This window comes from Catenibacterium mitsuokai (assembly GCF_025148785.1).
GTDB lineage: Bacteria > Bacillota_I > Bacilli_A > Erysipelotrichales > Coprobacillaceae > Catenibacterium > Catenibacterium mitsuoka.
The window spans coordinates 1,039,564-1,052,499 of record NZ_CP102271.1 but is presented as its reverse complement, the minus strand read 5'-3'; the positions used below and the strand labels follow the sequence as shown (position 1 = coordinate 1,052,499).

The 12,936-nt window shown below is 34.2% G+C and carries 11 protein-coding genes; 3 read left to right on the top strand and 8 right to left on the bottom strand.

Features of this window, described 5'->3' with window-relative positions; genetic code table 11:
• Positions 1 to 65 precede the first annotated feature (65 nt).
• The 4 genes from melB to NQ499_RS05220 all read right to left on the bottom strand — a co-directional run bounded on the left by melB (position 66) and on the right by NQ499_RS05220 (position 5,986).
• A complete protein-coding gene (gene melB, locus NQ499_RS05235) occupies positions 66 to 1,436 on the bottom strand; it encodes a melibiose:sodium transporter MelB (protein WP_006506316.1) in 1,371 nt (456 codons plus the stop codon).
• A gap of 299 nt (positions 1,437 to 1,735) precedes the next feature.
• The gene (locus NQ499_RS05230) at positions 1,736 to 2,134 is read right to left on the bottom strand and encodes a hypothetical protein (RefSeq protein ID WP_238319883.1); all 399 of its coding nucleotides are present in this window, start codon (positions 2,132 to 2,134) and stop codon (positions 1,736 to 1,738) included.
• A 66-nt stretch (positions 2,135 to 2,200) separates the two neighbouring features.
• Positions 2,201 to 2,779: an RQC-minor-1 family DNA-binding protein gene (locus NQ499_RS05225; RefSeq protein ID WP_006506318.1), complete on the bottom strand. Its 579-nt coding sequence runs from the start codon at positions 2,777 to 2,779 to the stop codon at positions 2,201 to 2,203.
• 198 nt (positions 2,780 to 2,977) lie between these two features.
• Positions 2,978 to 5,986: a DUF4268 domain-containing protein gene (locus NQ499_RS05220; RefSeq protein WP_006506319.1), complete on the bottom strand. Its 3,009-nt coding sequence runs from the start codon at positions 5,984 to 5,986 to the stop codon at positions 2,978 to 2,980.
• Positions 5,987 to 6,401: 415 nt separating this feature from the next.
• Between NQ499_RS05220 and NQ499_RS05215 the strand changes: the two genes are divergently transcribed.
• The 3 genes from NQ499_RS05215 (at position 6,402) to NQ499_RS05205 (ending at position 8,969) form a co-directional block, all read left to right on the top strand.
• Entirely contained in the window at positions 6,402 to 7,676 is a 1,275-nt protein-coding gene (locus NQ499_RS05215; RefSeq protein WP_259848576.1) for an IS30 family transposase, read from the top strand.
• A gap of 506 nt (positions 7,677 to 8,182) precedes the next feature.
• A complete protein-coding gene (locus NQ499_RS05210; protein ID WP_006506598.1) occupies positions 8,183 to 8,368 on the top strand; it encodes a cupredoxin domain-containing protein in 186 nt (61 codons plus the stop codon).
• Positions 8,361 to 8,969 (top strand): hypothetical protein, encoded by a 609-nt coding sequence (locus NQ499_RS05205; RefSeq protein WP_006506599.1) that lies wholly within the window; start codon positions 8,361 to 8,363, stop codon positions 8,967 to 8,969. Before NQ499_RS05210 ends, NQ499_RS05205 begins: the two co-directional genes overlap by 8 nt.
• 183 nt (positions 8,970 to 9,152) lie before the next feature.
• On the opposite strand, the gene NQ499_RS05200 is transcribed toward NQ499_RS05205, so the two are convergent.
• From NQ499_RS05200 to gatB, 4 genes are read right to left on the bottom strand one after another with little or no spacing between them, the layout of a single operon-like run.
• Positions 9,153 to 9,395 (bottom strand): hypothetical protein, encoded by a 243-nt coding sequence (locus NQ499_RS05200; protein WP_215656724.1) that lies wholly within the window; start codon positions 9,393 to 9,395, stop codon positions 9,153 to 9,155.
• Position 9,396: 1 nt separating this feature from the next.
• Positions 9,397 to 10,743 carry a 23S rRNA (uracil(1939)-C(5))-methyltransferase RlmD gene (rlmD, locus tag NQ499_RS05195; protein WP_006506601.1) on the bottom strand — a complete coding sequence of 449 codons (1,347 nt, stop codon included), beginning with the start codon at positions 10,741 to 10,743 and terminating at the stop codon, positions 9,397 to 9,399.
• A 47-nt stretch (positions 10,744 to 10,790) separates the two neighbouring features.
• Positions 10,791 to 11,447: a hypothetical protein gene (locus NQ499_RS05190; RefSeq protein WP_050772187.1), complete on the bottom strand. Its 657-nt coding sequence runs from the start codon at positions 11,445 to 11,447 to the stop codon at positions 10,791 to 10,793.
• 54 nt (positions 11,448 to 11,501) lie between these two features.
• Complete coding sequence (gene gatB / locus NQ499_RS05185; protein WP_006506603.1) at positions 11,502 to 12,935, bottom strand: Asp-tRNA(Asn)/Glu-tRNA(Gln) amidotransferase subunit GatB; 1,434 nt, start codon at positions 12,933 to 12,935, stop codon at positions 11,502 to 11,504.
• Between the last annotated feature and the right edge of the window lies 1 nt (position 12,936).

Below are 12,936 nucleotides of genomic sequence, written 5' to 3'. Positions count from 1 at the left end.
TTTATTATATACGCGAAATAAGAACAAGCCGATTTCAGTTTATAAAATCAGCCTGTTCTTTAGAATTAACTATTAATTTTTTCTACAACTTTTTTCATGAATTCATCATCTAACTTATATTTCTTCTTAAATACGATATAAGCTAAGATAACACCAATAGTTGGTACAACACACATTAATACACGAATTGAGTTCTGTGTCGCAAGTGACTGCACTGCATTTGGAACATAACCAGTAAGTTCTAGTACGAAACCAATTGCGAGTGAAGTGAAGGCGGCTGTTAATTTAACGATTAATGTCTGTAATGAGAAGACAACACCCTCATTTCTGTCACCTAATACATATTCACCATAGTCTACAACATCAGCTAAGAATACAGTTGCACATCCAAGTTCTAGACCAGTACCAGTCTTAACAATAATACCTGCAATAGCAGTTAACAAGATATTTGTAGGACAAACAAAACCAACAACAAGTAATAAGATTAAACCAATTGGAGGTAATGCACATGCGAATAAGAATGCTTTCTTTCTTGATAATGCTTTAGTAACCTTAGGGAAGATAAGAAGACCAACAACTTCAGCAACTGAAGCACTGATCATGAAAGCTGATAACATACCAGCGTTATTACATACATAACTAAAATAATAAGTGGCAACACCCATGATTGCCTGAATAGCAACGTTATATAATAGAATTAATAATACTGCCCATCTTAACTGGTCATTTTTCTTAATAACTGTGAAGATGTCTCTGAATTTCATCTTTTCCTTTTTTTCATCATTTGTCTGAACTTTAGGAAGGTTTAAGACACATACTGCCATAGTGAAAATGAATGTAGCTGCGATGATTAATGCGAATCTATGATAACCAATATAATTTCCACCAAGACCCTTGATAATCTGAACACCAAAACCAGCAATAATTAATGACTGACCAATACTTGCGAAGATTCTTGGAAGTACTGATACTTTTTCACGTTCTTCTGGATCAGAAGTTAAGTTTGGAATAACTGACCAATAAGGAATATCCATGATTGTATAAGTCATACCCCATAATACATAGATAACTGAAGCGAAGATACAAAGATTTACACCTGTAAGATGGAAATCTGTGAATACAATAACGAATACAAATGCGTTAATTAATGTTCCTACTACTAACCAAGGAATGAATTTACCATAACGGCTTCTTGTATTATCTACAAGCATACCCATAAATAAATCATTGAAGGCATCCCAGATCTTTGCAACGAAGAACATTGTCCCGATGAATGCTGGTGCAACCTTAATGATATCTGTGAAATAGATCATTGAGAATGTGGCAATCATACCATAAATCAAGTCTTTACCTAATGCACCAAATGCGAATGAATATTTTACTCTACCAGGAATCTTCCCCTGATAAACGACACTACTTTTACTGTTGTTTTCCATATTTTCTCCTTCTTTTTTTGCTTTGTGTGTACATCACTCTTACTGCTCCTAAATGATACCGCTTTTATTCATGAATGAACATCTGATATTCTATTCATAAAATATGAATTTCTATTTTGTTACATGTTGTTAAGGATATTTTCAGACAGTCTAGATAAATAATATGTATATCACAAAACTAAGAAGGAGGATTCTTCCAAAATAACTATATGAATTTGCATAGAAGAAAGGAGATAGCTTTGCTATCTCCTAGTCCCCTCTACTATTGAAACGTAGCAGAAATATTTCAATAATATATACTACTTACTCAACAACAAGATATTTTCATTTTGTGTATCGTTTTCCAAACTTAGTGTAAACTTTTTTATAATCAGCAACTTAAATTCTATGGTTTTCAGCCACGGACCACTCTCTTTGCGTTCTTCGTAAATCTGTACATTATCTACTAACTGTGACAGAAACTCTCGTTTCTCAGCTTCGTTCATTTTGACATACAGCTTATCAAAAAATGAGTGCCTTGTAGATATTGTCGCCAGTAATCTTGTCTGCCAGCAGAGTGCGTTTCTTGGTTTTTGCAGATATAAACAATTCCTCTGTAGAATAAAATGGTTCTCATCATTCTTATATCCAGTAATTGTAAAATCAACAATACTGCTATTTTCATAGATTTCATCACTAGTTATTTCTTGTTCTTGCATTTTAATCTTGCACACATTACATAATGTATTCTTATATAAGAAAAAAGCCACCATTTATGATGACTCCTACACTTTATCTTTAATTGTCTTCTCTACTTCAATAATACGTCTACCAATTCTCTTTGTTTCTATTTTTTTATAAGCTTCTAAACAAGGAATAAATTCCTTATTGCCTTCTTCCTCAATAATATCAAGTATACGTAAAATAACCTTTCTATTTACTTTGATCAGTTTATGAATGACACGAGGATTATTTTCTTTTACATCTAAACAGAACTGCTGATACAATTCCTGAGCATATGTTTCTTTCTCTATCTCCCAGCCTTGATCAGAAAATACCAATAATGGAAGACGCCCTTCATATTTAATTTGAAGATAATTTTCATCAATCATCCAATCAATATAATGCATGATATCAGCTAATTTCATATCATGATAATAGCCATAAGCAGGACATTCATTTAGTTTAAGTTCTAGTACCTTCTTATCCTTAGAACCTTTTAATATCTTAGCAAGCATATTTCTTCCTGCTTTCATAATACACATATCAGCAGCTCTTAAGATCATCTTGATATCTTCTTGAGATAGTTCTTTTACATTACCTGTGTCAAGAACGACAGGTATTCTATTAGCTCTTCTACTCATTGGTTATCTCCTCGCTTTCATATATAAATTTTAATACTACTCTGTTTATCATTCAATATTAAAAATATTAAAAACCCTGTAAAGAGGAACATGATACAGTAACCTATCCTTAATACAGGGTCTATTCATTGTTATAAGGATGAGATTTTTAGTCGCAGCTTTAGATAAAGAGTGTCATTTCAATCTTAATTCTTATACTTATTGACTAAGTTTATTTGCCAAGTCTGCTTCAAACACAAGAATCTCCTGCATACAAGCATTAAGCTTAGCAAAAATAACATCCTTATCTAATTCTTCATCAAGTTCAATGGTTGAAGTCTTAAATGGAAGTCTCCACTGCCAATCTTCCTTGCCCCTTTTAGCTGGATAGTATTTGTTTATATTATCGCAGATAGCTCTGAAATCATCAGAAATATTCTTTGAACTGATGGACAACTGAATATATGTTGTCTTACCATTTCTATTTATGATTTCATAGAAGTAGTGATTATCTGTATTCCATCCACTAGGTGCATCTGGTATATCTGGAAGAATCGCAGTCATTCCGTCTGTTGTAAAACGAGTATACGTTTTGTTGCATTTGACGGCATCAAGATGTGTATTTTCCTTTGTCTGTACCCATTCTTTGAGAATCGATGCGATTGCATAATGTCTCTTTTCTTCATCACTGAGTAAATATTCAAGCATAACACCACAAATCTTATCACTCCACTCAGCGTGGAACTTAGCCATCCTTGGCCAGTCAGCTTCATTGGTGATACTCACACCACCAAGATGATAACTCATCACAGACGCTGTACTATTGTCTGATCTATCCCAATCAAGTGAAATTCCTAGCCTGCTTTCGATTTCATTCTTATGCTGATAAAACATATCGAAAGTGTCTTTATTCTTCTTGATATCTCCATTACCCAAATAGAAATCAACTCTTGCATTATCGTAATTCGCAACGCAGCTGATGCAGAAACCACTGATACCAAAATATCCAGACTCAGTATTAGATGCTGTCGGATTACATCCACTGAAAGTTCCACGAAGGAAGTGTTGTTTTTGAATGATTGGAAGCGCATATTCCCAATAACGCCTTCTGATTTCGCATCTACCTACATCTGAAGATTTTTTAGTTTCTAAGTCTTTAAGATAGAAAACTAAGTCCATTGGGTCTGCATCATACAACGCAAAAATTCTACGAAGAATAGACATCTTAAGTGTTGTGCTTGTATTCTTCTCAATATATAAATTATCATCAATCTTCATTGCACTACGCAAATCAGATTCATGATTAGCAACATATACAGCAAGGTCTGTGTTTTCCTTATTGCTGTATGCAAGCGACATAAGAACAGACTTATCCTTATGATGAAGAAACTTTACTACATGCTCAAACATATCAGTCCAGCTTGTTACAGGCTGTTCAATTGTTAAATAACTGTACTTAACAATATCTCTACCAGTTAGATCAAAGTTCTCATCATCTAAAGTGCATGAATCAAACTCTTTCTCTGATGGAACAAAGTCTGTCTCTGGATAAGCCCATATTTTCATTGCTAATTCCATCATTTCTTTATTACGTTCTTCAAGTTCTGCTAATCCCCATGTGTCCTTCATCGCAATCTTCTGGTTCATCTTTAATCCGCTCGCTTTATATCCACCTTCTTTGGCATCACGCTTTTCAATGAAAGTATTATTGCTCAAACTAGGATTATATCCAGTTAAAGTAAGATTAGCTAAGCGATGAAGCCAAGTTGCATGAATTTCTGCAGCATTCGCACCTAAGATTTCATTCCAAGCTGGAGTTAAATGCTGAGGCATAATATGCTCAATAGTATAAACATTATTATCAAAATGTGTGTAAACATCCTTTGTTTCAATGGTTCCGTAGTTTTCGAAACGCTCAAAAAGATAAGCTTTATACTTACCACGCATCTGATAGACCTGCTTTTTTGAAAGAGCTAATCCAAATTCCTCATCATCCGGGAATCGACCACTTTCCTTCTTAGAAAGCAAAGCATAAATGAATTTAGAAACATAATTATCTGCTGTATTATCGTAACGAATGATTTCTTTATTCAAATTCAAGAAAATCTTATTCAATGCATTAGTTGGCACTTCACAAATATTTCTTCTAAACAAATAATTCTCTGTAATCAAGAAAATTCTTAACATATCATTGTTAGTTAATTTACCATCTTGATACAGTCTCAATACTTCCATCAAGAACGGACGAGTCACAACAATCTCTAAACGCTTCAAACGATACAAACAGTCATCTAATTTTTGCTCTTTTAATCCACTCTTACATATAAGAAGCTTCTCAAAGAATCTTGCATAACGAAGTAGATCAGCAAGTAGTGTATCAATTGGAAGTGATACAGATTCCGCATAGTTCTTGAATGCTCTGTATATATTGCTGATAGTAGGTGTAACTTGCTGCTTAATGCTTAAGTAGTCTCTTACAAATCCACTCACATCATTAGCTGTGCACTTTTCAATCTTAGACCAATATGTATCATAGTACTTTGTCTGATCCTGAGTCGGAAGACCCATCAATACATAATTTCTGATCTTATCACCCTCAGTAAGTGCTAGGCCAGTAGAGTTTAAGCTTTCAAAAATAAGCTGAGCATTATCTCCCTGATCCAATGTAATGCTAATGATTTCAAGCTTACCAATAGCTGTATATAAATCAGCAACCGGAACCTCTTCTTTCATCACCCTATCATAAAAGTACTGATAATTTATTGTAAGGTTAGAACTATAATCATAATCCTCTTCATCACCAAATAATTTCACAAGTGCTTCCCTGTCGCTCTTAACAGGACGTATCTTAATCTTGTCATCTTCACTAGCCCAGGGCGAAATTAGGAAACGCTCTCTTATCTGCTCATCAAGTCTGCCTTCATCTGTCTTAACTTTTCCCTGAGCTATAAGATTACTAATTGCTAAAAGTAATAATGTGATTGTTGTTAATCTCTGCTGTCCATCGATAATATGATATTCTATTTTACTGCCATTAGGTACAACAGCAGAAACGATACTACCAAAAAAATGACTGTCTCTCCCATCAATTACTATTTTCTTTAAATCATCATATAACTGTTGGCAGTTTTCATATTTCCAATTATATTTTCTCTGATATACCGGAATCACGTAACGCTTGTCAGCACCTTCCATGAATCCAAGCATTTTTGCTTCTGAACCTTTCATAAGCCCTCCTTTTTAAGTTCTGTCTATCAATCGCCACCAAAATTGCTAAAGGGTTCATAACTACAAAACTCCAACATTTCGTTTATTACATAATCGCTAATTTCAGTGCATGTACTCAGCAGACATCTGTAATTGACATTTTGTTGTGTTGTCAGTGTAATATTGTAATCTGAACCTTATTTATATTATACACTTTTTTAAAACAACTTTTCACTTCGTATATCCATATTGTCTAAAGTGAAAAGTTAAATTCCACTTTAGGCGGGTCAAAGTTGCGTTTAGTCTTTCACATCTTTCCAGTTGATTTTACTCTTACAGTTGAATTTACTTTTACACCTTCAATAGTTGAATTTTCTCCTTCAGGTATATAATTACCGTGATGTCTGTTTCTCTATTTCATGAAAGGCTGATTATCATGGCTAAATCAAATAAGAATTTACATCTTACTCTTTCAGAAAGACAAATCATTGAGAGAGGGATAGAAAATGGTGCTACCAAGGCTTCTATCGCTGCAACTCTTGGGAAGGATAAATCAACTATAGGCAAAGAAATAAAGGCACATAGAAAACATTCACATTACTGCAGTTTTGATCCTGCATGTGCCAACAAGGACAGATGCAAGCATCATCATGTATGTAAGGATTGTGCTGATTTGGTAGTTTTTAAATGCAAGCGAAGAGACAGATCTCCTGGTGCCTGCAACGGGTGTCCTAAATTCCAGCACTGTAGATTTGACAAGTTCACATATTCTGCAGATCTCGCCAATAAGGAATATATGGCTGATCTCATTGAATCAAGAGAAGGAATAAACATGACATACAGCGAACTTAAGGCTTTAGCTGATGTCATTGTCCCTCTTGTTAAGAAGGGTCATTCACCATATCAGATCATCACTTCTCATCCTGAACTGAATATTTCTGAAAAGACATTATACAATTACATAGAATCTGGCGTATTTAGACAGTTCGGCCTGCTTGATATTGACTTAAGAGTCAAGACAAGAAGAATATCAAAGAAGGATTCTGTCAAATATAAAAAAAGAGAAGACAGAAAGTTCCTGATAGGCCGCACCTATAAGGATTTCATCTCATATACTGACGATCATGACAACGTTAGTATTGTCGAGATGGATACCGTCTACAATGGGCAAAGCGGTCCCTTCATGCAGACTTTTAAGTTCCTGTCTTACTCTTTCATGTTCATTATATACCATGAAGAGAAGACTGCAAAGGCTATGGTTGAAGGCGTAGCCCTTCTTGAATCAATATTAGGAAAAAACCTTTTTGTAAAGGAAGTGGAGGTCATCAAGACAGATAGAGGTACTGAATTCTCAGATGCAGATGGACTAGAAAAGGACAATGATGGCAGCATGAGGACTCATGTCTTTTACTGTGATCCTATGCAATCATGCCAGAAAGGAAGTCTTGAGAACAACCACAAAGAGATACGTTACATATGCCCTAAAGAAGCAGATCTCAAGGATCTCGGTTTTGATTCACAGGAGAAGGCTAACCTCATGGCATCCCACATCAATTCCCAGCCAAAGGAGAACCTAAAAGGAAAGTCACCGCTGGAGATGATGGAGTTCCTAAGTCCAGATTTATATAAGAAATTCATAGAATTTGGAATCAAGAAAATAGAAAATGATGAAATAATTTTAAAACCATATTTATTAAAAGAAGATAACTAAAATCATTCGGAGAATGTATGAAACATGAGATGCAGACTGACAATAGCACATGCAGTTAAAGTGGAATTTAGTCTTACACCCGAAAAAAATGAACGAAATTCCATAGCTTTATTGTGCCTTAAAATACAATGATTTCTGTGATTAAAGTCACACTTCTTATATACGTATGACTAATTTCCATTTCTAAAACAAAAAGAATATCAGACTTAATATCCGATATTCTTATGAAAACATTATCCTGAACGAGTAAATTCCACATTTGTTTCGTTCTGTTTTAAAGTGGAATTTAACTTTTCACTTTAGCTATATCCATATTGACGCATTTCTCCATTAATCGTATAATTAAAACAGAAATACAACAGTTCCGTTATATAATAACGCCAACCATTGTTGACTTCTAAATAATTGGCTTATTTACAATTTTAAATTAATTTTTGTTCTCGAGATTATATTCTCATCTCACATTGCATAAACTATAAAAAGGCCAATTAAAAGGAGGTGTTAGTATGGCTAGTTCAAGTATTACTCATAATTTTGTTATATCTAATCCCGATAGCGTAAAGCGTTTTGTAGAAGCAATTGACGAAGCAGATCGTGACCGTACACCAAAGCAGACGCTCCCTGGACGTCAGTTAACAAACCCACAGGAAATCTTAGCTTTAATGGCAAAAAGGAAGAAAAAACATGTCTAGTAGATATTTAACCGTAAATATTCGAGCATATTTGGATAAAGATGAACTGACATATATCGGAGAGGAAAGTCTTTACGATTTGCTCTCCGATTTTTCTTGTCCAAATAATCCGGATGTAGAATACTTTTTGTCACATAATGCGATTGAATTTACCAAAAAAGATCAATCCGTTACTTATCTAGTGTTTGATGATGAAGATGCTTCATTAGTTGGATATTTTTCACTTACAGTAAAACCAATCTCAATCCGTGCTTCAAACATCAGCAAAACAATGGCAAAAAAGCTGTCACGTGTCAGTATTTTAAATGAAGAAACACAGTCCTATACCACAGCGGCTTACTTGATTGCACAGTTAGGAAAGAACTATTCTCTTCCGATGAACAAACAAATCTCAGGAAATATTCTATTGGGATTTGCACTAGAAACTATATCTAGTATCAAACATTCTGTAGGTGGCGTTATTGAGTTTCTTGAATGTGAAGATAATGAATTTCTTCTGAGTTTTTATACAAAGAATCATTTTAAGCCATTTGATACTCGTATTACTACTTCAAAAAACACTGAACCACACACTTTACATCAGCTTTTGAAGTTTATTTGATTATAAACACATAAAAAGCAACAGTCTGATTTGCTTTTAGCACTTCAGTAACTGTTGCTTTTTTCTCTTAATCCGGGAAAAACTTCATCGCTTCACTTATCAACTTAAGACAAAAATTCATTACAAGATCTAATTCTTCTTTTTTCTAAAGATTAACTTCCCTACATAAGAGGATTCATTACATTATTTCTTTTTATTAAAAAAACAACCACAAGGCATATCTGCTACTTCACCAATAGAAGGGTCTAATGCATAGACTTCTTCTAAAGATACAATCCTTGCATCATCCATAGAATGTTCTTTATCACATAAGAACTGCCACATACCATCTTCATCATGAGTTATATAAGTAATAGCTTCTTCTTTATTTAATACATGCCTACATACTATGCAGGCAGTATGTGGATCGTCATCAAATGGGAACATATTATTTACTCAACAATAAAATATTTTCGATGTGGGGCGTATGTGGGAACATATCTACCGGCTGTACGTTTAAAGGCTTATATCCCTTTTCTACTAAATAAGTTAAATCTCTTGCCTGAGTCGCTACATTACATGAAATATAGACAATACGTTCAGGAGAAAGTGTAGTCAATCTTTCTAGGAATTCAGTAGAACATCCTTTTCTAGGTGGATCCACCATAACACAATCCACCTTTTCATTTCTTTCTACAAATTCAGTCATGAAATGACCTGCATCATCGCATACAAATTCAGCATTTGTAATATGATTTCTTTCAGCATTCTCTTTTGCATCTACAATTGCCTGTGGAACGACTTCTACACCATAAACCTTCTTCACATGTTTCGCGAGAGTCAAAGAAATAGTACCTATACCACAATACGCATCAATAACGACATCCGTTGGTTTAAATTTTGCATATTCAATGGCCTTAGAATAAAGTACTTCTACCTGTCTTGGATTAATCTGATAGAAAGACTTCATAGAAATCTTATAAGTATTACCTAGAAGTGTATCTTCAATATACCCTTCACCATATAATACTTTTTCTTCTTCGCCTAATATCACATTGTCATGACGTGGATTGATATTCTGAATAATTGTACGTATTTCTGGATATTCATTCGTTAAAATATCAATGATTTCATGAATATGTGGAATCTTCTTTTTATAAGAGATAAATACAACCATCGCTTCATTCTTATGATAGCTTGTCTTAGTTAAGACATGCTTTATATTACCTGATTTAGTAATTTTATCATAAGGCTGGATATGATACTCTTCAAAGAGTTCTTTAATGCGTTTAATGACCTTATTAGAGAATTCATTCTGAATAAGACAGTAATCGTTATTAATGATATCGTTTGTACGTGCTTTATAGAATCCAGAGACTATATGACCATCCTTCTTACCAAAAGGAACCTGCACCTTATTACGATAATGATAAGGGTCCATGTCCATCAAACAGTCATTTACTTCCAGATCCTGATGAGCAATCTTTAAGAATGTTTCTTTTACTCTATTTGTCTTAAAAGACTGCTGTTCACAATCTGACATATGCATTAAAGAACAGCCACCACACTGCTTAAAACACTCACATTTTGGCTCTATTCGTTCACTAGAAGGTGTCTTTAATTCCACTACTCTTCCTACACAATAGCTCTTAAGCACCTTGATAACTTCTATTTCAGCCACTTCATGAAGTAATAGATTCTTTACAAAAATAGTTGTATTATCCTGCTTTACAACACCTAAACCATCATGTGTATAATCGATACATTCACCTATAAACTTATCTCTCTTATTCATATATATCCTCCTCGTCAAAAAAAAGCGATTAGAAATCGCTTTTCATTTTATTGCTCAGTTGCTTTCGCTTTATTTGTTGTTTCCTGATCCTTTACTGATGAAAGAGTAAATCCGATATCATCTTTACCAGCCTGCTTAGTACCATAGATTGGATAATCTGTATCATTACCACCAGTTAGATAAAAATTCACTTCATACTGCTTTACGCCATTATGCTTATTCAATAATTCTGAATAAGAAGATCCTTCATAAGCAGATTGACCACCTTTTGAATCAAGGATTTTCACAACTTCTTTTGAAACTTCTTCTGCAGTCTTTGCAGATGTGCCATTATTAAAGACAATATCTACCTTGAACTGCTTACATGCTGTTTCAATATCAATAGATGCAATAGAACTGTATTTAGACTTTGCTTCATTCATTGTGTCATCTAAAACACTTTTTTGAACTGTTACAAGTCCTTCACAGCGGTCACCGTATACAGGTCCTTCATCCTTTAAAGCACTATATAAATAGATTCCGAATGCAAGTACAAGTACTGCAACGATTCCAAGCACAATATATTTAGTTTGAATTTTCTTTTTTGGTTCTTTAGAAGGTTCAATACCCATTTCTTTAGGAGTTGGCTTCTTTTCAGCTTTCTTCTTAGGTGTCTGGATAACTACTTCTTCTTCATCATCAAAATGAAATCTTTCTTTGGACACATTAATCACCTACTTTACCCTTCTATTTTACCAAAGAAATAAAGTAAAGTATAGTTATTTAATTCTTTCTTTAAGAAGTTCAACAAGTAACTTGTTAACCATTCCAGGGTTAGCCTGACCTCTAGACTTCTTCATAACCTGTCCTACTAAGAATCCTACTGCACGGTCTTTACCATTTGCATAGTCTTCAATAGACTGTGGGTTTGCATCTAATACTTCATTCGCCATAGTTTTCAAAGCATTAGGGTCAGAAATCTGTTTCATACCCTTTTCTTCAATGATCTTTTCAGGATCTTTATTTTCTGTCATCATTGGTTCAAAAACTTTCTTAGCCTGTTTAGAAGAGATTGTACCATCTTCGATGAAATTGATTAGCTTAGCAAGGTATTCTGGATTTAATTCAATATCATCATAAGACTGATTGTTCTTATTTAAGAAAGCCAATACATCACCTAATAACCAGTTAGATGCATTCTTGTAATTCTTAGTATATTTAATAACTTCATTGAAGTAATCAGACATAGACTTAGTAGAAACAAGAATCTTAGCATCTACCTTAGGAATACCATATTCCTCTTCGTAATGCTTTTCTCTTTCTCCAGCCATCATAGGTAATTCATTCTTAATTCTTTCTACCCATGCATGATCGAGTCTAATTGGTAAGATATTTGGTTCAGTATAGTACTTATAGTCTACTGCATCCCCTTTAGAACGCATGACTGTAGTGATTTTTTCTACTTCATCATATCTTCTTGTTTCCTGAAGGACTTCTCCTCCAGATTCAATAACTTCCTGCTGACGTCCCGCTTCATAATCGATTGCCTTCTGAACGTTGCTGATAGAGTTTAAGTTTTTGATTTCTGTACGTGTACCAAATGCTTCCTGACCAAATGGACGAATGGAAACATTGACGTCACAACGCATAGAACCTTCTTCAAGCTTTGCATCAGATACTTCTGTATATAAGAATACCTGTCTTAATGCTTCAAGATAAGCACTTGCTTCTTTACCTGAACGGATACAAGGCTTAGTAACGATTTCGATAAGTGGAATACCTGCACGGTTGTAATCGATTAATGAATAATCAGTTAAATGAAGCTGTTTTGCAGTATCTTCTTCCATATGTAATCTTTCGATATCGATACGCTTTTCTTCTCCATCGACTTCAATCATTAAATAACCATTACGTCCAATCGGTCTTTTATCCTGAGTAATCTGGAAACCTTTAGGAAGGTCAGAATAGTAATAATTCTTACGGTCAAAGCAGAGTAATTCATCAATTTCCATATGTAATGCATGGCATACACGAATAGCGAATTCTACACCTCTTTTATTTAAGCATGGTAATGTTCCTGTCATCCCCATGTCTACTTCATTGATCATTGTATTTGGATCTTCACCAAATGTAACTGGCGAAGCAGAGAACATCTTTGAATTAGTCTTTAATTCGCAATGTACTTCTAGCCCGATGACTCTTTCGTAATCCATC